Genomic DNA, 22,531 nt, shown 5'->3' with positions numbered 1-22,531 from the left:
TAAAGACAGATGAAAATAAAAGTCTAGTGAACATTTTTTTAATATAATTTATAGTTTGAGTCAATTTTTCGATAAACCGTAAATGACAAGTAAACTGTTCTTAAATATTTTATCGAGTTATGTCATAAGATGAATAATAGGAATTCGGTATTTGAATCGCTTTCTAAGGGTTATTTGATCTTTGTAGGGTGGATGAGTGTACGAACGAGAGTAGCCTTCCTTCCCCTCTAAGTCACCGTTCCCTCAGCAACCTAAATTAATAGATAGAGAGGAAGAATTCTATTTGAAGAAAGTGGTGTGTCTACTGATTATGGCTCTTATACTGGTGACTGGTTGCAATAATGGTCAACAAGGAGCAGGAAATGCTGAATTAATTGATGTAATGATAGAAATAGAGACACAACCGGTAAAGGTTCATGAGGAGGTCATGATCAAGGCAAAAATCACCCAAGGGAAAGAAGTGGTGACAGATGCGACAGAGGTAAAGTTTGAAATTTGGAGAGATGGATACGAGGAACGTGAAATGGTGGAAGGAGAAATACATCCAGAGGAAGAGGTGTATTTCATCCATAAAATATTTCATGAGCCTGGCCTTTATTATGTGATAGCTCATGTAACGGCAAGAAATATGCACAACATGCCTAAGCTTGAAGTGGAAGTAATGAAGTAATTAGAATGGTCCCCTACAAGAATCCGTTAGTAACTGGTTATAGTGCTTGATAGATAGTTTACAAAGTTCACGTGTGACAATGTAATTTGGCGCTGATAAAGCTAGGCCAATCTACTTTTCAATTTCTATCAATGAATAACATTGATAAAAATAGATGTCCTTTCATAAGGTAGATCGCTTAGTCAGCGCCATTGAATTTAAACATTGTCTGTTTTTTTGTGCAAAATCACTACTAGCCTTGTATTTTGTCCAACTAGTGCAACTAGCTAAATTAGTTCTCTTTAATAATCATAAAAGATATTGATTGGATTGGTATTATCTTTTCTTTATCATTTTTCATGGAAATAACGAGAGATTCCTTGTTAACATCCCTTAAGGTTCCTTGAACTTCTTCGTCCTCTATTTTTATCTTCACCTTTTTCCCCAAGTGAATTAATAAAAATATAGCAATGGTCAGTCTGAAAAATATTTCAATTAATTCTGGCGAAGAAGCAACAGTTTTCCCAAAATTAAAGGTTATTGCTCTTCGTAGGCAAGGGTCAATATCTAATAATGCTGGTTCATCAATAGGCTGTGCAAATCGATCGCGACCTTTGATTAAAGCAACTCGCCTCAAAGGAATTAATAATTTTTCTTTATCTTTTCTTAAAAGAACGAAGTCTCGGCCTGAGAGATGTACATAACCTTTTAACCTCTCTCTCGCACTTTTCTTATTACCTTTTACTATGGTTGCATTTCTCTTATTTTTACTAGCTTTCTTGCCTCTTCTTTTTTCCTTTTTCTTCAATTTCACTACCTTTTTTGTCCAGTAGCGCTTTTTCTTTTGTTTCTGTTGGACAGGCTTTTCCTCTGGTAATACTAGGTCAACGGTTGTCTCAAACTCTAATGATGGTATTTGTTGTTTCTTACTTTCTTGATTTCCATCTTCTTCTCTCTCTATTATAACTTCTACTAATTGACCTAATAAGCCATCAAAAGCTCTCATTCTTCCCTCTTCTGTCCGTTCACTAGATAAAGCTAAATCCAATAGCAATTCATTCGTCCTATCGATTAACTCTTCAAGCTCTCGTGTCTGCTCCTCTGGAAGACACGATGTTGGGGAAGGGAATTTAGGGGTTTGGAGACGTGGAGGACAGCAGCTTTCGGGGATACAAAAATCGTCTGGTGCACCTGGAGGAACAAATTCTGGACAACAAAAACCTTTGTCATCTTTCTTCTTATTCATTAAATCACCTCCTTTCAGAAGAAGAAATACTTCCTCTCAGGTGTGTTCAGCTACAATCGAATTTAATACGCTGCCCTAAACTGTTATTCTTGAATGATAATCCGAATTGTTTTCATAATTTCTTCTTTATCTACAGGCTCTTTTGAATTTGCCATATTAAACAGGCTACGAATATTATTGTCCTGATCTATCAAATACATCGTCGTATTATGAGAAATAAAGTCGTCACTTACCTTTTTGTATTTCATTTTTAATGTGTCAGCAATGTCTTTCGTTTCATCCAATTCTCCCCTCATAAATTTCCACCCATTCGGATTTGCTTCAAATAAATTTGCATACTCTCTTATAATCTCCTCACTATCATTTTGAGGATCTAGAGTGATTGCAAGAAGCTCGACCTCAGTCCCAAATAGCCCCTCTTTTTGAAGCTGAACCTGTAAATCTTTCAAATCAAACATGGTCATCGGACAAATATCTGGACAACGCGTATAAAAGAAAGTTAATAATTTTACTTTGTTATTCGTCAAATTATATGGTTCTCCAAAAACGGTATTCATTTCAAAAGACTCTACCTTATCTAATACAGGTATTTCCTTGCTTTCTTTCCAGAAATAAAATGTGAATAGAAAACCTAGCAAAATGATGAATGAAATAACGTATCTTATAAACCGCTGTTTGAATTCCAATGATTCACCTCTCCTATTTACTGTTTGTGAAATTGTTTTCCCACATGCCTTTCTTTACGTTGGCATCCACTCATTCAAAATAGGCACGCAAATTTTGGCTGTCTATTACCTATCTCATGGATAGTGCATCCTATTCCTCTATTTTATTCACATCCGTATAAAAATTCTGTGTTTCTGTTCTTTTTTATAAAACTAGTTTCAAAATTACTTCCCCTCTATTTCTATTAAGCATAGTTACTTATTTGTCATTGATAGGTATACTGCATATTTCTGTTGACTGGGACAGACATAAGATAGTAGAAGCTAGGAAAGGAGGTGTTAGAATTGACAAGTTTTCAAAGCTGTCACTGTCATAGTCATGGAAAATCTCATCGCTATTCAAACAATTGTTATAACAAGAACCATTCAACTTGCTGTAGCAACAAATGCCATGCCAAGTGTATTTACGATAAGTTCTTCGAGTTAAGCCCCTATGATTGTTATCCCAGAAAGAAAGTTCGTTTGCTAACCCCATTAAAAAAACGAAGTAATGATGACTGTTTCAACAGCAATAGAATTCTACGAGTTAAAGGAGAAAGGTATATGAGTTTACACAATGATTGTCATTGTGATGATTGTAGAAAGCATCATCATAATGAATGCGATTGCCATAAGAAACATCACCGACATGATGACTGTAAATGTCGGAAAAACCATGACCATCACGATGATTGGAATGGTCATATGAACCGTCATCACCACGATGACTGTGGTTGTCATAATCATCATAACCATCATGATGATTGCGGTTGCCATAAACATCATCACCATGATGACTGCGGTTGCCATAAGCGCCATCACCACGATGACTGTGATTGTCATAAGCATCATCACAATTGTTATTGTGATGATCGTTTTTCCATTCGTTTAGGTGGTTTAACAAGTGGTATGTCCTTTAGGCTACGTCAATTATTAGATTGTGACGTTAAAATAATGGTTACAGATAATGAGAGGATCCAAGGTAGATTAGTGAATGTCGGAACAGATTTTGCAGAAGTATTGGTTAAAGAAGTACACAATAAAAAAAGGAAAAAAGACTGTAAATGTAAGATGCATTCCCGTATTGTTCCATTCGACTCCATAATGACTATCGAAAATCTACATTAATATTCTTATGGAGCTTTAAGATAGTAGATGTCTAACATGTCTACCGCAATACGCGTTTAAAAGAAAATGATGTTCATTTTAAAAATGAACATCATTTTTTATTAGTGATTTTCTAAGTTTTTATTTTGTATTACCGGCAAATAAGACTGCACTTTATCATGGACTCGTATAATTCCCCACATACCTTGCTCTATATCCCATCTTATATTCCCTGATCGATACATATAATCTCCCGGGTAATTTAATCTGCCTCCTGCACCGCCAATTAAATATAAATCTTCTGCTGCACCTGCTACAATATGACCAACATAGGAATCTGTGCGCGATTCTATTTCTCGAGGATCAAATTTCCACACGTGACCATGTAGATGAAATGTATGCGCTCTTCTTCGCTCTGAAGGATTGGTTAGGCGAATGACAACGGAATCGCCAGCATATGCTTCGAAAACAGGAGTCGCAGGGTCACCGAACACTTTCGAACTAAACAAATCACCTAACTTTGGTTTTTCTGTATAACGGTTGATCAATCTTTCTGACCGATAATTAAAACCTCTGGACCCATTATCATAAGTGTCGACATCATCATCTGGAGCTGCTTGAGGAATAGCACCTGCAAAAGGATCCACAATTAACTGTCCTCGTTTATCGACTAGTCGAACACCATCATGCAGGATAAGAACAAATTCTCTGGTATTACCTAAGAGAGGATTGCTTAAAACTATATTAGTGCCTGTTTTGACAGGTCCAAGAGTTTTTGGATCTAGGTAGGTTGAAAAGCGTGGTTCTGCAATGAAGGCGCCAAATGTGCCAAAGGAGCGGTGATTTCGTAAATCTGCCATATCCCACATTGCACATGTACCAACATTCTCACTAACATGCCAACGATAGGTGATTTTTTCTCCAGGACCAACCGTTTGATCCGGATTAAATCCTACAGTATCCCCACTAGAAGTTTTTACGTCATAATCAAGCAAACTTACATGCAAAGAGATCCTTAATGATGGTGGATAAAATGCTTGTTCCTTTACAGGCGGATAAGGATGTATGCCGTCCGGGAAAGGAAATAGCTCAAATTTCAGTCGACTAGTCAACGTAACTTCCACCAGGTCCCCGACATTCCCTCTTAATACGAGCGGTTCTGGATTTTTCTTCTTAGCGAGAATATCATCCACGTCTTCTTCGAGAGCAAAGACAATACCGTAAGGGTCATGGTCCCCGTAGGAGTTATAAATAATAGGTGTCTGAAAGGCCACAACATTATACCTTCTAATTGGTACGTTAGCTGCTGCTTCAGGTGGCAATGTGCTTTGTGGGTTTGCAAGGGCAGGTGGTTTTCCTGTCACTTTAGGCAAAGGCTTCGTTCTAGGATGAGGCAATGGACGATCGGATAATGGAATCAACCCTTCTACCTGCTGGTCAAACGCTCGAATCAATCCCCATGTACCGTTCCAGACATCTTCTTCTGTTTCAAAAGCCCATAGGTAGTCTCCAGCAAGTGGAATATCCATCTCCAAGGTAAAAGACTCGGATATACCGATATGCTGTTGCGCTCTTAAGACTGTATCATTACTCGCGCGTTCTTGCTTCCACTTTAATCCATGAATGTTGAAGCTGTGTGACTCTTCATGAGCACCCTGTAGTAAACGTATTCGAATCGGATCTCCTTCATAGGCTTTTAAGATAGGTGTGACTGGGTCACCATTCACAAAAGAGCTAAAGGAATAAGCTGGATCACAATCTTTCCCAAGTCGGAATTGGAGCGGTTCATTCTTGTAATTGACTCCAAAAACCCCGGGGTCATCCTGCGAACCAGGAAATTGAGGCGGCTGGATTGGTTTTCCATCTTTATTGAACAATAACGTGAAATCTTGAACAAATAGAGAAAAATCCCGATAATCTGGAATAAGCGGGTTTTTGATTGTTACCTGCGTTCCTCTATCTGTTTCCTCACCTGTTTGTGAATCATAAGCTTTCGAGAACCGTGGTTGTATGACTCCCGCTCCAAATGCACCGTGCTGTTGATGAGAAACAGGAAAAAGGTGATCATGTAAGAAAAAGGCCTTTAACTCTGTGTCTGCATACCATTCATAGCGAATAGTCTCACCAGGTAAGACAGAGCTGTCATAATTCCAACCGACGTTCGCACCATCGGAAACAAGCACGTCAAATTTGACGAAATGAATATGGAACCCAGTCTCATATATTCTCGTCACGAGCTGGAATGCATCCCCGTCCATCACAGTAGGCAATCGATTGGTAAAGTTCAACCTAATACACGAACCAGCTGGAATATGCAGGACAAGTGGTTCCGGCTCTTTCTTTCCAGATAACACGTCTTCGATATCTTTATCAAGAACGTAAATTCTCCCTTTCGGGTCATTCCAGCCCTGTTTGTTATACACAATCGGAAGTTCGATAATGGAGCAATCAAATTCTACAACCACTGGGTTTCCAAGACAGGAATCAACAAAAACTGCACCTGGTCTTGCATTTGGAACAGCTGCATTTTTTTCAAGTACAGTCATATCTCGACCACCTACAATTCCTAGTGGTGGTCTAGGAGCTTTACATCCTACTTTTCCTGGGATGAAGTTAGGAAATCCAGGTCTCTCTTTTGTTGGCTTCGGTGGACATGGTCGACCAGGTAGAGGCTGAAGAGCAGCAATTGGAAGTCCATTTGGATAACATTGGCTACCATCCTGAAGCGTATCGAAAATACGATTGATTCCCCACATCCCTGCTTCGAAATGAGGATATAAGTGGCAGTGAATAACCACGTCACCAATTCCACCATGTAGGCTTCCAAGTCCGTATAATGGTTCGACGTTATAATGAGATTGCGGACTTATGGCCTGTGCATCCACAACCTCCGAATGCATATTGTTTGGGTCTCTCAACCACTGGTGTACATGATAGTGAAAGACATGCGTTTCCTTACTTGCACCATGGATCATTCTAATAACCGCAGGGTCCCCCCTATATCCTCGCAAAATAGGTGTGGCAGGATCCCCGAATACCCATGAATCATGATGAACCTCTTCTCCGTCACACTCTGGAGAGACAACGCCTTCTTCTATCAGTTTTAGACGATTTGTTAGCGGCTCATAGCGATAATTTACGCCATGAAAAGACTCTCCCTCCTGACCAGTAACAGGATTGAGCGGTCTGTTTCCAGTTAAATCATCCACTTCCATCTCATCATTGAAGAACCATGCATACTCCCTGAAAGAAGGTAGAAATGGGTGATGGATATCAGCAAACACACCACTATTTATATTTCCTCCGGTCACAGGATCCGTCCACCAAGAGCCTCTTCTCTCCACAAGTAATGCCCCAAATAGACCTTGTATGCTAGATCCCTCTTCTGTGCTAGAGACGTTGCCAAGGTCAGTAAAAAAATAGATCCCCTCTGTAGGTGTTTGGATTCGGTAAAGAATCGTTTCACCACAGGCAGCTAACGAGCTTGGATTATACCCCACATTCGCCCCGTCAGAGGATAAGACATTATAATCTGCTTCCTGAAAATGCATCCCTGCATCAAAGGGAAGTTGATTTTCAAAAAGAATTTCGACCGTATCTCCCGCATTAGCCCTGATAGTAAGGGGCTGCACTAGCTCGACTGGTGAGAACGGATTTTTTTTAATCAAATCTTTTACTTTTGATTCATTTTCCTTTAATACATACATTCTTCCATCCGGATTATGATCTCCAAAGTTATTGACCACAATGCGTACGGGAATAGCAACCACATGAAATCTCCTGTTCATTAACTCACTCCTCTCGCCGCCTTACTTCATATCGTTTAGCTCTGGAATTCTTGGTTCTCCAGGACGCTCGATATAAAACACCTCTATGTTGTCGACATGAATGTACCATATTCGATTTTCTAGCTGGGAAAATTGAGTTGTTTCCACGAACAGTTCAACTGAATCCTCCACAATAGAGAGAATCTCTCCGATAAACATAAACGGGTACGATGGAGTGAGTATAAACACTTTATGACCTATTCCATCCCTAAAGTGGTTAAGCAGTTCCACGTCATGGTTCGTATTAATAGCATGTTGTTCCGAATTAATTCGTTTCATTATATTGTTCCTCCTCCCTTAAGGGTCCTCGGTTATACCAGTGGAAACCTAATGTCACTATCGAAATTAGGTGTAAAGTGGGCAATCTTTTCTAAAGGAATGGATAATGGTGTTGGAAATCTATAGAAAGGCGCATTTAATATTTTTATCGTCACAGGGAACAATGTAATATGACCCCCTTCGACTTCCACTATCGGACCAACAAAAATCGGTCTAAATGTCTGACCCAGGAGGTTCAGCTGTGAAGCCTCTGTGACGATTAATATTTCTTCACCAATAAACCCAGCGAGTTCGTTAATAATAGTGACCTCCACGGTTTCTGAACTACTCTCATCATTGCTTTCTTCTATATTTTCGTCTTCTAAATGCTCATTTGGTCTCTCCAAAATTCCTCTCCTCCTATAAGCAATACATCATGAAATGAAACACTAGTTCTCATTTGAAAAATTGGCGTATTTTTTCCTTCCCTAACAATGTCAGCAGACTAAAGAACCTTATACTATGAATGGTTGCTATCTGACCTAACTCAACCACTTGTTGCTCCTTTAATAGTGAAATGTGCAGTTTTCCTTCGGTGACAGTTACTATTTTTCCAAATTTCACTTCATTAGCTGTACGAACCTTTACCCAAGTGTTCCCCCAAGATTGTAGACTGGTGGCTAAAGATTCTTCGTAAAATTGCTGAATTAATACGTCTCTTTTCGACACTGTCTCCCCGAAGTTGTATAGCAGCTTATTTCTTAAATCGTTATCAAACAATAAATACTGATGACTGTTCGAAAAGTTTGGTATCCCCGTTGCAATATTAGCTGAATCAATAGAATGATAGGGCAACCAGATCCGCTTATTCAAATTGGTTATCATCACAAAATCACGCCCAACTGAGCTAACTTTGCCAAGCGTTTGTAAGGTATCAGCTCCACATTTCGAATAAATGACCACTTGCTGGTTCCGTTTCATATTTAAAAATCTTTTCAACAATAGTACTTTTTTTTTTCAGGTGCCGCTTCCGTAATTTTTAATAAATTTGCTTGTTTCATATAATCCATGAATATACGGATTTCTTCCGACGATCCGGTCCCTGGAGGTGAAGTCAATCCTTCATCTGTTACATAAATTTCCTCTTCCCTTCCCTTCTCGTTCCTTCTTTTTTCCATCAAAAGCGGAATGTAATCGTTCAACCTCATCCTTGTGTTTAAGAAAACTCCTCCTTGCACAGTACTTCACCATAATGTATGGGAGTAAAGGATTTATTATTCACAAAAAATTTCAAAATGAAGGTAAAAACTACAAGAATCTTCATATGTTAGAAGAGAGGTGAGGAGAATTGTCACAATGGGTCGGTATTTTTTTGTATGGTAATTTTATTGTTGCTTTTATCTCGTATATTTATCTTTTTCAGCATCGAAAACTAATCGGGTTCCACCTTGGTATGAATATTGCTATGGTTAGCGGAGGAGGGTTAGCTTTATTAACAGGAGTCTTATTAATAAACCGCTTTCCCTTGCATTACTTAGAGATTACGATTGCAGCTACATTAGTTGGCATGATTGTAGGAAGCTTGTTTGGTGGGATGTTCGATTATCAAACGCTGTTAACTGGATATATAAATGGTCTGTTAATGGGGATTATGGCTCCAATGGTCGGGGCTGCTGCTTCAGATAGCATCCTTTTTATATTATCTCTAGAATTATTTATAATCGGGTCATTTTTCATGTTGATGTTGTCTTCAAAATTTTCATAGCAAATGGGAGATGTTTCTTTTATGCAGGTTTTTTTGTTTGTTATTCTTCTGGCTAATAGTTTGATTGGATACTTAGGTTTTCGGTTTCTTAACAGGTCAAGAATCTTATTCAGTGATCGATTTGCATTTGTTGTAGCTTTAACAGGCAGTAGTATTCTAGGAATTGTCACCTCCCTTAATCTCTTTCTACTATTTCCTACTAACCTAGGAATGATGAGTGCAATAAACATGACACTTGGGATATTAATAGGAATGGCATTTGGGGCGATACTCAATACACAATCATTAATAGCTGGATTCTTTAATGGAGGAGTTGCCGGAATGATGGGAACCATGATTGGAGCAGTAGCCTTGAACCCTGCACTTTGTGGCCTTCCACCATCTGCATTCACAGAACAAAGTATCCTATTAGTCCTCGGGTTTTTCAGTTTCTTCCTTTTGTCCCTAACATTCGGCTTACTATGTTTTGCATTAAGAATATAGAAAAGAAGCAGGATGGAATGGTCCAACTAAATCCTGCTCCTTTTCTCTTTAACATACATAATTTGCAAAGAAAATTGTTTTGAGTGGTTTCTTTTGTCTAGATGAACCTCCGTTCCCACAATATACTATATTGTTCCAATTATAAATAAAGTGTTTTTACATGAGGTGGTGAAATGATGAGCGGAAGTTTTGAACAATTGTTAAAAAATATTCCCGTGAACTATCCTATGGGAGTCGTTTTTTTAAACGGGATTGCAGTCGAAGTTGCTAACTTTTCTAACCTAAATACAGAAACAGGGTTAGCATACTTTGTGGATGCGGAAGGTCAAATCATAGTATTAGACACCAACAAAATTGATGGTGTTGCATTTGGTGAAGCGGAATTGGAAGAAGAAGGCTGCTGATACTGTAAAGTAGGTGGAGAAATAATCAGTTATATCATCTGATATTACTTGAAGATTTGTTAAGGTTTTTACCTGTTACCATACTCTTTGATTGAATTAGAAGGCCCTACAGCTCACTTCTTGTGTCTGCAGGGCCTTCTTTTTTATCTGGTAAGCCAGGGAGCATTTGTTCTCTTGCTACTTTAAGAAATAGATTTTCTATAGATGTTGTTAGAGAGTAAGTAAACTACATGTTAACTATCATATAAGCTTTGATAGATTTTTTGAAAAATTATTTAATTGTCATTATGTTTGTCTATGTATAAATACATAGCAGCAATATACTATATTATCCCTGCAGAGAAATTAGGGATAATCTTAGACAAGGTGGTGAGAATATGAGTCAAAATTTCGAGAAATTCTTTAAAAAAATTCCGGCTAACTACCCTTTAGGGGTTGTATTCTTGAATGGAATTGCTGTTGAAGTTGCAAGGTTTTCTAACCTAAACAATGACACAGGACTAGCTTTCTTTATAGATGCAGAAGGACTGATTACAGTCTTAGACATCAATAAAATTGATGGTGTAGCATTTGGTGAAGCTGAAGTAGAAGAAGAAGTATAATTTTCTTAATTACACGTCTTGTGCTATAAGAAGGATCGTTAAGACTTTATAAAAGTGCAGGCAATACAAAGTGGCAACTGGTTGCAACTTTGATTAGAGTGATGGGCAAAGATGAAGGACTCAGCTTTGGTAATGCTTAGTTTGAGATGAATCAATCATGCCCAAAAGAGCTCTCTATCAAGTTGCAACTTTTCTTATAAGCACACGTTCGCGACGTTCAATCAACTTTTAGAAATTCCATTGGAGCCACAGGCTTAAACAAATGTATTACTTACCATTCTTCCCCAAGCGTAATACCTTCAATAATTCGATAATCATATTTTTTTACTTTTTCATCCTCGAGAAATAGAGCAACCTTTTCTTGATTATTTACGCTTAAAAATGCGGTTACCCTCTCTTGCTTCCCATTTACGAAAATACTTTGAGCAGGATAATTGGAGGGTAAAATATTTAAAAATAAAGCAAAAGGGTATTGAATCAACTCATTCTCCACAGGTAGCTGCTCCGTTTTTCCGAGTTGCTGTTTCACTTCTTCAATGGTCTCAAAATTAGTGGTAAATTGCTTAGAAAGGATATGAACTTCGTTTTCAGCTTGTACAGGCATTTCACTGCTATTAGAATGGCATTGACTAAGATGTTTCTTAAATTCTTGGTTTATATTGTTTTGTAATAAAATAGATGAATCAACGATTACTTTTAACATTTGATGCTCTCGGACCATTCTCTTCATTTTATTCGCAAGCTTTTCTATGCTTTCTAATGGGAGACTTATTTCAGATTTGGTTTGACTAATTACCTCACTCAGATTTTGAACCCTTTCTTGTTGGCTATTTAATTGGTCCGTAAATAGACTTCTTTCCATTTCATGTTGATCTCTAAATAATTGTTGCTCATGCGTAAATTTATCTATTCGATGTGTAATACCGCTTTCCAATTGACTCATTTCTTCACTGAATTTTTGACTATTCCCCTTTAGATTATCCAGTTGAGTCTTTATGAAAGTATGGTCTGTTTTACTTAGATAGATCTGTTTAGACAAATTTCGATTATATCTGGCCTGCTGATTGAGTTTAAAGAGCGCTTCTTTATGATTTTGATGCACGGTATCCTTTAATTGATGATGATTACAAATCACTTCTCGTATCTCATCATTTATTTTTTCAACGTTACTCGCTAATTCATTTATTTGTTCTGTTATTTTTTTCTCGGTATCTAGCTTCTCATTTAGATAAAAGTAATCTTGATTCGAGCTAATGTTTATCCCATTCGTTAAATATGGCTTTGGGTAAGTACTTTGTTGGTCAAAAAAAGTAGACAAACTTCTTTCACCTCTCTTATTTATCCGTATTATATGATAGACGGATAGCAGGGGTGCATATAGGATGGTTATCGTGGGAGTTATTACATATTAAACGAATTGGACAAAGAGACATCAGAAGTATGTATTAATTCTCACCCCCTCTTTGTCCTGAAAAGAGTTATTTTGGGTCTTGGACGAATCATACTGAATCTCTTTGAACCAGACGAGGCTATCTTCTCCTAAGTCAGTTCTAACTGTTGTTAATAAAGTAGTGAGGAAGGATTTATTTTCTTCAAGCTCTTCCAGCTGATCTGCTGATAAATCATGTCCCTCTTTTTTAATTCTTTCTGCCGAGAGTTTGACATGCTGCAACCCGTTAAGTAAATAAAGGAATTAATAATGGTAGAATAAGTAACCCAACTACAATCCATACGCTTAGCTGCTTGTCGATACGGTTTTCCAAAAGTTGTATTCGACCATCTAATCTGTCCGTAAGAAAACTAAGTGTTAATAGAACCAGCGCCAAAATGAATACTTTAAGCAACATGCTATCTGGTAGCTTAGGTTCTATAAAATAATAGAAGATACTAATTACAAACAAAGCAACAGATATTTGTATCAAGCGAAATATCCTCATACTATTCCCAATTCTTTTTGAAATTGCATCATTTTTTATAGTATGGAGGCTTAATGCCTTCTTCACTATATAAAAATGATGACTCGCGTTCTACGATGTAAGTTAGTATCCATGCTCTCTCACTTTTCTCGTTACCCCATGTTTCCGTAAAGATCACTTTATAGGTACCTTCATCGATTTCCTTGGCACTTGTCTCTCTTTTTACTTGATAGGAATACCCCTCAACTGTCCCTTTCCATTCACCTATCTCCTTTGGGAAATGGTCTATGTAGGTCCCCTCCCCGGAGGTTACATATTGAACGGCTTCCTCCATCGTTAAAGGAGACAATGGTTGAAAAGTTAATCCGTAATAGCCCCAGGAGATGAGAAGAGCAGCGATAGGAATCAGTAAAAACGCCTTGATACTTTTCTCTTCCTTTATTCTTTTCCTTAACCACTTATCGACAATTGCATAAATGACAGCTGCAACTAATCCAAGTAGACCAAATATGAATTCTTGAAAAAGGAGACCGTTCGCTAGCCCAAAAACACCAAGTATGATGACATACAGCCAATCCTGTTCCTTGGACAATTTTCTTTGCACCTTCTCAACACTAATAGATACGAGGTTTCCATATACGAGGATTATTCCCCCGATATACATATAAAAAAGCAGGAAGAACGCGATAAAATCAATCCATCGATAATGTGTCAACCTAGAAATATCCATCAGATATAAAAAAAGAATAGTAACGATTGTAGCTGAAAAGAAAGTAGCAATAAATTTCCTACAGATCAGACTACCCATTTCTTCCTTCATTAGCTCATCTCTCCACATTTAAAATTCGCATAATTCTAACTATAAATGTAGCATAAAATGGTAAAAAATAGTATGATTGATGAAACTAATTTAACAGGGAGTTCAAATGAAGAAAAATAAAATAATCATGATCGGTATTGTTTCAGCAATAACCCTTCTAATTTTTAATCACTATATGGAAAATAGAGAAAAGGGGTTAGATGTACTAATTGACTATGATTTAACTGATTTTGAAGCTATAGTTTTGAATAATCAGTTCATCTCCCATGATAAAAAACATGCTGAACAAATGGTAGAATTTTTAAGTGGTTATCGAGTGAAAAAGATGAAGGACAGAGAATGGGATAGCAATGTGGCAGGTGAAAAAGGCTTTGACCTAACATTCATTAGTAAGGAGGAAAACCGAGTAATAGTGTATATCTATGAAAAGCGATTAATTTTTTTAAATGGAGGAGACTATTATCATATTCTAAATGGTCCGGTGGATACTACTTGGGTGGATGAGCTACTAAAAGAATTCGAGCCGATAATGGAAATAAAATAATAGTTGTATATGTTAGCAAAATGATTGAAGACACTACGATGGATTATGCTGTCTTGGATATGATAGCATCCATTCAATATCTTTTTTATGTAATTTTTACGACCTGTTATTTGGTGTAAACTTCCTATTTGACGTTAGTTATGAGACTTTCTCGTTATTTATGTCTTCGGTGTATCTGCTTGTATTCATTTTAGTTGTGAGCTTTAAAAAACTAGATATTAAACATGTTTAAGCTAAGGTAGGACAGAACAAATGAGAAGCACTAAAGTTTCTAAACTCTTGAAAAGAATCTTAAGTGTTTTCAACAACTAACTTTCATAAGACAAGTCATCTTCCTGTGTTTTCAACGTAGGTTCCTCCGATAAAATCATGCACTCCCCTTTTATCCTCTCGAAGCATAATCATGAATATACTGGCTATAGCCGACATTCCGAAAGTAATCAAAACAAGGAGATAATTACCCACTACTTCTCTCATGAACATATTGAACAAAGTCACGTCTTTACCGTCTTTCGCACGTTTTATTTTAATTTCACATATCCGCTTCCCTATTACATATCCTTTCCAAAGGACAGGTATGATGATTAAGTAAGATATATAAATGACTCTCCAGCTATCATAACTCATAGGTTTTATTGGATAAATCAGATACACGCAGTATATAACGATTCCGCATAGTAAGTTTAAAAGAAAATAGTCTATGATATTCGCTTGTAATCTTATCAAGAAACCTGCTCGATTATTGATTACTTATTCCACCTTTCAACTAAGTAATAGATTCTTTTACTATACATACTTAGTGGGTGAAATATTCATGACGAAGATAAAATGTTTTTATTATTTGTAGTAGGCACTTAGATAGTAATTGAACCTATCATCTTAAAATGAAAAAAGATCACCCGATAAATGGGCAATCCCTTCTTTTATTCCTGTATTCTAACTAACTGCGCTTTTTCTACGTCATAACTTATTCCTTGGGCACTTGGATCCTTGTCATATTCTAATATGGCCATCATCTTTTCAGTCCCTTGGAAAGACGCCCAGTCCTCCTCATGAACGATTAAAAACATATCCGCATATGTTCTTCCTTCTCCGATGATAAGATTTCCCTCATAGTTAATTTTTATATCGACGCCTTCAGCAGTGATATCATTCTTCTGTTCCCTGGCAAAAAGTAATCCTTCTCCTTTAGTCACTTTCGGAAGGGATTCAATAGCTTTTGATTTCCCTTTCTCTTGGTTTGTTATTTCTCTAATTAATTTTTTATCAAGTAATGCTTGTGCTGTTTCGTCCGTAAGTATCATGATTTGTTTATTGCCATTTTCTAGAATCTTCATCTGATGCTGTTCTTCTTTTACTAACTCATCCTTCTCCTTATCTATTGTAGCTACAATTTCCTCTTCTTCTCCGTATAGTATTACCCCATTTGCTTTCGCCAACAAATTGCATCCACTGAGAGTAGTTATCGCGATTATGGTTACTAGGAAGCCCCAAATTGTTTTTTTCATTTATTATTTCCCCTTTCTTTGCTATGTGTTCATTATAGGGAAGTTATTGGAACCCAGCCCTCTCTTTAGATGACGTGTAGATGACATTTTTGCAACCTTGAAATAAATATTTCTGCATTTTTCAATTTACTGACATTTAATGGTATTCTTTTATCTAAGAAGAACATCTCGTACTCTAGACTCAAAGGAGCTTTTTTCATGAAGAAAAACATCATTTATCATTCCATCCTGATTATTTCAGAACCCTCTTATATGGACTTAAAAAATATGAATATAGAAAGTCCTTCTGTAAAGAGCCTGTGACAGCGTATTTATATCTCACAAGACCAGTAAGTGAATTTATAGGCATATTGGAATTAGGCAAAGCTCTTCATCCTGAAGATTTGAAAGCTTTATATGTGGAAAATCATCAAATAATGAATCGAATGGATCGCTGTATCGAAAACAAGGAACGAGCAATCATCCCAATTATAAGCTTCCAACTATTTCAGGACCCTATTTCTTTCACGAAAATTAAACAAATGGAATTCGATTTTAAAGTGCCTAGGTCTTTTACATATATCGACGGTAAAGAGATCCTAACTTTATTGGAAAGGCGAGAAACCTACGTAGAGGAATTTTGGCATCAACACGATAGTATTTATGAAGACAACATCGGTGTTATGTGCAGTGAAATGGAAAAGCAGGAGGAATTTATTCGTCTTGATAAAAGGTTTTTGAGTTCAAACAAAGCACATCTGATTAAATCAAGTTATGTTACTAAGTAAAATTGAATATTTCCTAGTAGGTATTAATAAGTTAAATAGAATTGAGCTTAGTAAGAGAAAGGTGGAAAATAATGAGACTGTCTGAAGTTCATCCCATCTTCTATCATCTTCGTATCCAACAGAAAAGGCTATTTCGATCTCTGCTCAACTTAAAAGACACATATAGGTTTGCGACTGAAAGAGCACCATCCATTACGTTCCCCCACTCTTGCAAGAAGCACCAGTCGCTATTAAGGAGGACATTAGGCAATAGCGATCCTGAGCTGCAGGAAAACAAGATAGTAAATCTTAAGATTGCGGCAAGTAAAATAGATGGCGTCATCATTAAGCCTGGTGAAATCTTTTCCTTTTGGAAGCTAGTCGGAAAGGCTACAAAGGGAAAAGGTTATATTGAAGGGATGCAGCTTTCCCAAGGGGAAGTAAAGACGGGAATTGGTGGAGGTATATGCCAGCTTGCAAATCTACTGTATTGGATGATATTACATACCCCTCTTGTTGTTACAGAAAGGCATCATCATAGCTTTGACCCCTTTCCTGATTCGGGTCGTACCCTACCATTCGGTAGCGGAGCAAGCGTTTTTTATAATTACGTAGATTTACGATTTCATAATCCTACTACCACCTCTTTTCAAATAAAGGTGTGGGTTACGGAAAAGCATTTAAAGGGAGCCATTTATTCCAATGACCTTATCCCCTACTCCTTTCATATAGAGGAACGTAATCATCAGTTCTTAAAACAAGACGGGAAAAACTATCGTCAAAATGAAATCTGGAGAAAAACATTTGATAAAAGGACCGGAGATTTAACAGATGAAGAATTACTTATCCGTAACTTTTCTGAAGTGAAGTATCCAATACATGAGATTGTTGAAAGAGAAATTAGCTAGCAAGCTGAAGTTGTGACTAGGATGAGAATTTTTACAAAGGGAAAAGAAAATGAAAATTAGTAGAACAAACGACTTTGAATTAGTAGCTAAATTGAACACATATGTTCGTGATTTACATATAATTCTTTTTCCGGAGTATATACAAAGACATTTCATTCTAATCATAATTCCAAAAAGAGGTGCGAATTCCACCTCTTATTTTTAATGCTCATGGAAATTTTATATTTCTTAATCGAACCCATAACTTTTTAATGCTGTTACGTACTTTACAATTAAATCCTACAGCCAGGTGGAAATTTATCTAAAATTTATTTTAAAATTCCATCTAGCATTAAATTCACCTTTAATACATTGACGGTTTTTTCGCCAAATATCCCCAAAAATTTTACATCAGTACATGCTCGAATGATGTTTTTGACTTCTTCTATCGATATGTCATTATTTTCTGCTAGGCGTTCCACTTGGTACATAGCAGCGTCCACTGAAATTCCTGGATCTAGGCCACTGCCTGAACTTGTGACTAAATCTACTGGAATCGGTTCACCCACCTTTGTGGGATGCGCCTCTTGAATCAAATTTACACGTTTCGCTACTAAGGATTCAAATTGCTCACTTGCAGGGCTTAAATTTGCAGGATAAGCATACATCACCACATTTCCCTTTGCATCTTTATATGTGGCTGTATCCAGTTGCATTATTCTTCCCCACATGTGAGAATCCTCAGTAAATTGCTGACCTAGCAGCTCCGATCCATACACCTTTCCTTCAACCTCTAGTAAACTACCATTCGCTTTTTCAGGATATACGATTTGCGCAAACGCAGTCATAAGCAATGGATAGATCCCTCCACAAATGATTGTAAATACGACAAAAATACCGATTGCTCTAGATACAGTTCCGTTAAACCGTTTCATTTTTAATACCCCTTTCTAAAAAAACTAGACTGTTAAATAAAAACTGCCAGTGACATATCGATTAATTTAATCAACAGGAATGGTGTAACAATCCCTCCAATGCCATAGATAAGTATATTTCTCGCTAACAACTTATTAGCTGCGACTTCTTTATACTTCACCCCTCTAAGCGCTAATGGGATCAGTGCAATAATAATGACAGCATTATAAATAATCGCTGATAATATCGCACTTTCTGGAGTGTGTAATTGCATAATATTTAACTGATTTAATTGGGGATATAAGCCGACGAAAAGGGCAGGGATAATCGCGAAATATTTCGCTAAATCATTCGCAATCGAAAAAGTTGTTAAGCTTCCCCTTGTCATAAGTAGTTGCTTTCCTATACGCACAATTTCAATTAGCTTCGTTGGTGAAGAATCCAAATCCACCATATTACCAGCCTCTTTCGCAGCCTGTGTGCCTGTATTCATGGCAACAGCAACATCTGCTTGAGCAAGAGCTGGTGCATCATTCGTACCGTCACCTGTCATGGCTACTAGATGCCCGTTTCTTTGAAAATCTCTTATCATTTCGAGCTTTGCTTCAGGCGTTGCCTCTGCTAAAAAATCATCGACACCTGCCTCCGCTGCAATTGCGGCAGCAGTGAGAGGATTATCCCCTGTAATCATAATCGTTTTAATACCCATTTTACGAAGATCCGCAAATTTCTCTTGTACCCCTTGCTTCACAATATCCTTTAAATAAATTACACCTAATATTCGAAAATTTTGCGACACAACTAGCGGTGTCCCACCTTTTTCAGCTATTCGCTTCACTGCATCCTCGCACGCCTTACTGTACGTACCACCATTTTGCTCTACATACTGCTTCATCACTTCAGCTGCACCTTTTCGGATTTCATGTCCTTCAAAATCCACACCACTCATCCGCGTTTTTGCACTAAATGGAATAAACTTCAAAGCAAGTTCCTTCATAGAACGACCCCGTATACCAAACTTCTCTTTTGAGAGAATGACAATACTACGTCCTTCTGGTGTTTCATCAGCCAAAGATGATAATTGTGCAGCATTTGCTAATTCTTCTGGTTTTACTTCATCAACAGCTATAAATTCTGTCGCCTGACGATTTCCAATTGTAATCGTTCCGGTTTTGTCGAGCATTAAAATATCTACATCACCTGCTGCTTCAATTGCCCTCCCACTCATCGCAAGAACATTCGCCTGATTTAATCTGCTCATACCTGCAATTCCGATTGCTGAAAGTAGTGCGCCTATCGTTGTTGGTGCTAAACATACAAGCAATGCAACAAGCGTTGTTACTGAAACAGGATTATTTTTCTCTGATAAATTTGCAGAAAACGAAGAGAACGTATATAACGATAACGTTACTAAAATAAATATAATCGATAAGGCAACAAGTAACATTTGAAGTGCTAATTCATTTGGTGTTTTTTTCCGTTGTGCCCCTTCCACCATTGCAATCATTTTATCTAGAAAACTTTCTCCAGGAATACTTGTCACTTTAATAATCAGAGCATCTGAAATGACTGTTGTTCCTCCCGTCACAGCACTACGATCTCCACCGCTTTCTCGGATTACTGGAGCAGACTCACCAGTAATTGCACTTTCATCAACAGATGCGGCACCTTCAATAACCTCACCATCCGCCGGAATTTGTTCACCCGTACGTACTAGAATAAAGTCACCCTTTTGTAACATCGCAGAGGGAACGATTTCTATCGTATTTAAATCATCGAGACTCTTTAGCTTATTTGCCGCTACATCCTTTTTGGCAGCTCTCAATGTATCCGCCTGCGCCTTCCCCTTTCCTTCCGCGATTGACTCTGCAAGGTTTGCAAATAGAACTGTAAACCATAAAATAAGTGCAATAGCCAACGTGTAACCAGAAGCTGCATCTTGAATACCAAACAACGAGAAAATCCATAGCAATGAAGTTAATATAGAACTAATATACACAAGTAGCATAACGGGATTTTGTGCTTGATATTTCGGATGAAACTTCATAAAGGAATCCTTTACAGCCCTCACAAGGATCTGTTTATTTAACCAGCCTTTATTTGTATCTTGTATCATTTCAACTACCTCCTAACTCAACATGATCAAAAACTCTGCAATTGGCCCCAGCGCTAAAGCTGGGAAGAAACTTAACGCACCTACTAACAGTACGACAAAAATCAGTAAGAAAATAAACAATCCGTCGCTCGTAGATAACGTGCCCGCGGTTGTAGCCATTCTTTTTTTCTGCGCTAAACTCCCCGCAATCGCTAATGTACAATAAATTGGAAGAAAGCGAGCAAAGACCATGGATATTCCTAAAATCACATTTATAAATGGTGTATTAGCTACAAATCCTGCAAAAGCAGATCCATTATTCGCTCCTGCTGACGTAAATGTATACAACAGCTCTGAAAACCCATGAGGCCCCAAATCATTTGTACTATTCATGACTGCTGGCACAATGGCAGCAATACCACCAGTCACTAAAATTGCGATAGGCGTGGCCAAGCAGCAAAGCACTGCCCATTTCATTTCAAACGGTTCAATTTTTTTCCCTAAATATTCTGGTGTACGACCTACCATAAGACCAGCTATAAATACGGTTAAAATAACAAATGACAGCATACCGTAAAGACCACTTCCAACACCGCCAAAAACAACCTCCCCCAACTGCATTAGTATCATGGGGATCATCCCTCCAAGCGGTGTATAGCTATCGTGCATAGCATTCACAGAGCCATTGGATGCCGCGGTTGTAAAAGCCGTCCACGTAACAGAGGAAGCAATTCCAAATCTCGATTCCTTACCTTCCATATTGCCACCAGCCTGCTCATCCATCGAAACATTTACCAACCCATTTTGAGCTAGCTGTGGTGTAGCTGTTTGTTCTGCTATTGCCAAACCAGCAATAGCAAGAACAAGTAAACTGAACATAGCTATAAATATTGCAGTTCCCTGCCTTTTATCTTGTATGCTATAACCGAATGTAAAACATAGTGCAATCGGAATTAATAAAATTGAAATCAACTCTAGTAAATTTGAAAAAGCTGTTGGATTTTCAAATGGATGAGCTGAATTTACACCAAAAAAACCTCCCCCATTTGTACCTAGCTGTTTAATGGCAATTTGGCTAGCCGCTGGACCCATTGGTACAAATTGCTCCGTTATCACTTGTGCACCTTTTATGACTTCACCGTCGACAATCACTTTACCTGATTCCTCTTGAATCGTTGCACCCTCAATAATTGTGCCATCTTCATAGATGGCAATCGGTTCTAGTAATTGTACTGATTGTGCAGGCTCAAAGTTTTGTACTACTCCCTGTGAAATTAAACCGACAGTTACTACTAAGCTGATAGGCAATAAAATATAGAGTGTTACTCGCGTCATATCAATCCAAAAGCTACCTAGTTCCTTACTGTTCACCCGCTTAAAACCACGAATTAAGGCAAAAAGGACTGCAATACCTGTAGAAGCCGAGACAAAGTTTTGAACCGTTAAGCCGACCATCTGCGTTAAATACGTAGCCTGTACTTCCCCCGTATAAGATTGCCAATTCGTATTTGTTATAAAGCTGGTTGCTGTATTAAATGATAAATGCCAACTCATATTCGCAATCCCTTGCGGATTTCCAAATAAAACGCCTTGAGCTACTAGTAAAGCGAATAAAAATAGAAAGCCTATACCACTAAAAATCAATACCGAAAACAAGTACTTCTTCCAATCCATTTCATCGGTTGATTTAATTTTTAATAGGCTATAAATGCCTTTTTCAATCGGCATAACAATTGTTGAAATGATAACGCGCTCGCCATTCATAACCTTTCCGATATATTTGCCTAATGGAATTGCCAGCAGTATAACGATTAATAAATACAAACCGTATTGGAGCAAGCTACTCATCATCCTTGATCACCCCTTAGCAAAATAGCAACATAGTAAAGTAACAAAAGAATTGCGCATATTCCAATGGCATTTACAATGAATTGCATCACCATTCCCCCTTTAACCTAACAATACAAAATACCAAATGAATACGGTGTTAGGAAAACAACGATTGGTATTAAGATTGCATTAAGAACGGCGACTAAACAGAAATCTTTGATTGAT

The 22,531-nt window shown here is 37.6% G+C and carries 23 protein-coding genes; 8 read left to right on the top strand and 15 right to left on the bottom strand.

The features are described 5' to 3' along the window. The first annotated feature begins 292 nt into the window (after positions 1–292). Complete coding sequence (locus AC1ECF_RS03130) at positions 293–670, top strand: FixH family protein (protein ID WP_480388109.1); 378 nt, start codon at positions 293–295, stop codon at positions 668–670. A 271-nt stretch (positions 671–941) separates the two neighbouring features. Here AC1ECF_RS03130 and AC1ECF_RS03125 read toward each other — a convergent pair whose 3' ends face one another. The 7 genes from AC1ECF_RS03125 to AC1ECF_RS03095 form a co-directional block, all read right to left on the bottom strand. Continuing rightward, the gene (locus tag AC1ECF_RS03125) at positions 942–1,895 is read right to left on the bottom strand and encodes a hypothetical protein (protein WP_480387934.1); all 954 of its coding nucleotides are present in this window, start codon (positions 1,893–1,895) and stop codon (positions 942–944) included. Positions 1,896–1,978: 83 nt separating this feature from the next. Continuing rightward, positions 1,979–2,581: an SCO family protein gene (locus AC1ECF_RS03120; RefSeq protein ID WP_480387933.1), complete on the bottom strand. Its 603-nt coding sequence runs from the start codon at positions 2,579–2,581 to the stop codon at positions 1,979–1,981. 588 nt (positions 2,582–3,169) lie between these two features. Continuing rightward, complete coding sequence (locus AC1ECF_RS03115; protein WP_480387932.1) at positions 3,170–3,442, bottom strand: hypothetical protein; 273 nt, start codon at positions 3,440–3,442, stop codon at positions 3,170–3,172. A gap of 386 nt (positions 3,443–3,828) precedes the next feature. Then, on the bottom strand, positions 3,829–7,494 hold the full coding sequence (locus AC1ECF_RS03110; protein ID WP_480387931.1) for a multicopper oxidase domain-containing protein: 3,666 nt from the start codon (positions 7,492–7,494) through the stop codon (positions 3,829–3,831). A gap of 21 nt (positions 7,495–7,515) precedes the next feature. Continuing rightward, positions 7,516–7,812: a hypothetical protein gene (locus tag AC1ECF_RS03105; RefSeq protein ID WP_480387930.1), complete on the bottom strand. Its 297-nt coding sequence runs from the start codon at positions 7,810–7,812 to the stop codon at positions 7,516–7,518. A 32-nt stretch (positions 7,813–7,844) separates the two neighbouring features. Continuing rightward, entirely contained in the window at positions 7,845–8,198 is a 354-nt protein-coding gene (locus tag AC1ECF_RS03100) for a hypothetical protein (protein WP_480387929.1), read from the bottom strand. Between the two features lie 49 nt (positions 8,199–8,247). Continuing rightward, positions 8,248–8,772: a hypothetical protein gene (locus tag AC1ECF_RS03095; RefSeq protein WP_480387928.1), complete on the bottom strand. Its 525-nt coding sequence runs from the start codon at positions 8,770–8,772 to the stop codon at positions 8,248–8,250. 367 nt (positions 8,773–9,139) lie between these two features. Here AC1ECF_RS03095 and AC1ECF_RS03090 point away from each other — a divergent pair, with 367 nt between their 5' ends. The 4 genes from AC1ECF_RS03090 to AC1ECF_RS03075 all read left to right on the top strand — a co-directional run bounded on the left by AC1ECF_RS03090 (position 9,140) and on the right by AC1ECF_RS03075 (position 11,045). Beyond that, complete coding sequence (locus AC1ECF_RS03090; RefSeq protein ID WP_480387927.1) at positions 9,140–9,556, top strand: hypothetical protein; 417 nt, start codon at positions 9,140–9,142, stop codon at positions 9,554–9,556. 21 nt (positions 9,557–9,577) lie between these two features. Further along, positions 9,578–10,039, top strand: coding sequence for a hypothetical protein (locus AC1ECF_RS03085; protein ID WP_480387926.1), 462 nt, complete (start codon positions 9,578–9,580; stop codon positions 10,037–10,039). 176 nt (positions 10,040–10,215) lie between these two features. After that, positions 10,216–10,443, top strand: a complete 228-nt coding sequence (locus tag AC1ECF_RS03080; protein WP_480387925.1) for a hypothetical protein — start codon at positions 10,216–10,218, stop codon at positions 10,441–10,443. A 377-nt stretch (positions 10,444–10,820) separates the two neighbouring features. After that, complete coding sequence (locus tag AC1ECF_RS03075) at positions 10,821–11,045, top strand: hypothetical protein (protein ID WP_480387924.1); 225 nt, start codon at positions 10,821–10,823, stop codon at positions 11,043–11,045. Between the two features lie 271 nt (positions 11,046–11,316). On the opposite strand, the gene AC1ECF_RS03070 is transcribed toward AC1ECF_RS03075, so the two are convergent. The 3 genes from AC1ECF_RS03070 to AC1ECF_RS03060 all read right to left on the bottom strand — a co-directional run bounded on the left by AC1ECF_RS03070 (position 11,317) and on the right by AC1ECF_RS03060 (position 13,781). Next, positions 11,317–12,363: a hypothetical protein gene (locus tag AC1ECF_RS03070; RefSeq protein WP_480387923.1), complete on the bottom strand. Its 1,047-nt coding sequence runs from the start codon at positions 12,361–12,363 to the stop codon at positions 11,317–11,319. Positions 12,364–12,721: 358 nt separating this feature from the next. Then, a complete protein-coding gene (locus AC1ECF_RS03065; RefSeq protein ID WP_480387922.1) occupies positions 12,722–12,967 on the bottom strand; it encodes a hypothetical protein in 246 nt (81 codons plus the stop codon). A 43-nt stretch (positions 12,968–13,010) separates the two neighbouring features. Further along, positions 13,011–13,781 (bottom strand): hypothetical protein, encoded by a 771-nt coding sequence (locus AC1ECF_RS03060; protein WP_480387921.1) that lies wholly within the window; start codon positions 13,779–13,781, stop codon positions 13,011–13,013. Between the two features lie 106 nt (positions 13,782–13,887). Between AC1ECF_RS03060 and AC1ECF_RS03055 the strand changes: the two genes are divergently transcribed. After that, on the top strand, positions 13,888–14,325 hold the full coding sequence (locus AC1ECF_RS03055; protein ID WP_480387920.1) for a hypothetical protein: 438 nt from the start codon (positions 13,888–13,890) through the stop codon (positions 14,323–14,325). A 327-nt stretch (positions 14,326–14,652) separates the two neighbouring features. On the opposite strand, the gene AC1ECF_RS03050 is transcribed toward AC1ECF_RS03055, so the two are convergent. Then, complete coding sequence (locus AC1ECF_RS03050; protein WP_480387919.1) at positions 14,653–15,051, bottom strand: RDD family protein; 399 nt, start codon at positions 15,049–15,051, stop codon at positions 14,653–14,655. A 197-nt stretch (positions 15,052–15,248) separates the two neighbouring features. After that, positions 15,249–15,833: a lipoprotein BA_5634 family protein gene (locus AC1ECF_RS03045; RefSeq protein ID WP_480387918.1), complete on the bottom strand. Its 585-nt coding sequence runs from the start codon at positions 15,831–15,833 to the stop codon at positions 15,249–15,251. A gap of 299 nt (positions 15,834–16,132) precedes the next feature. Here AC1ECF_RS03045 and AC1ECF_RS03040 point away from each other — a divergent pair, with 299 nt between their 5' ends. Together AC1ECF_RS03040 and AC1ECF_RS03035 are read left to right on the top strand one after the other, a co-directional pair. Then, entirely contained in the window at positions 16,133–16,600 is a 468-nt protein-coding gene (locus tag AC1ECF_RS03040; protein WP_480387917.1) for a hypothetical protein, read from the top strand. Between the two features lie 71 nt (positions 16,601–16,671). Then, positions 16,672–17,487 (top strand): VanW family protein, encoded by an 816-nt coding sequence (locus AC1ECF_RS03035; RefSeq protein ID WP_480387916.1) that lies wholly within the window; start codon positions 16,672–16,674, stop codon positions 17,485–17,487. 308 nt (positions 17,488–17,795) lie between these two features. Here the strand turns inward: AC1ECF_RS03035 and kdpC are convergent, their stop codons facing one another. The 3 genes from kdpC to kdpA all read right to left on the bottom strand — a co-directional run bounded on the left by kdpC (position 17,796) and on the right by kdpA (position 22,327). Continuing rightward, complete coding sequence (gene kdpC / locus AC1ECF_RS03030) at positions 17,796–18,401, bottom strand: K(+)-transporting ATPase subunit C (protein ID WP_480387915.1); 606 nt, start codon at positions 18,399–18,401, stop codon at positions 17,796–17,798. A gap of 32 nt (positions 18,402–18,433) precedes the next feature. Next, complete coding sequence (kdpB, locus tag AC1ECF_RS03025; RefSeq protein WP_480388108.1) at positions 18,434–20,428, bottom strand: potassium-transporting ATPase subunit KdpB; 1,995 nt, start codon at positions 20,426–20,428, stop codon at positions 18,434–18,436. An 81-nt stretch (positions 20,429–20,509) separates the two neighbouring features. Further along, positions 20,510–22,327: a potassium-transporting ATPase subunit KdpA gene (kdpA, locus tag AC1ECF_RS03020; protein WP_480387914.1), complete on the bottom strand. Its 1,818-nt coding sequence runs from the start codon at positions 22,325–22,327 to the stop codon at positions 20,510–20,512. Positions 22,328–22,531 lie beyond the last annotated feature (204 nt).

The organism is Psychrobacillus sp. Z3-81, from assembly GCF_056620325.1.
The sequence above is the reverse complement of the archived record's forward strand: the minus strand, read 5'-3'. Positions and strand labels throughout refer to the sequence as shown.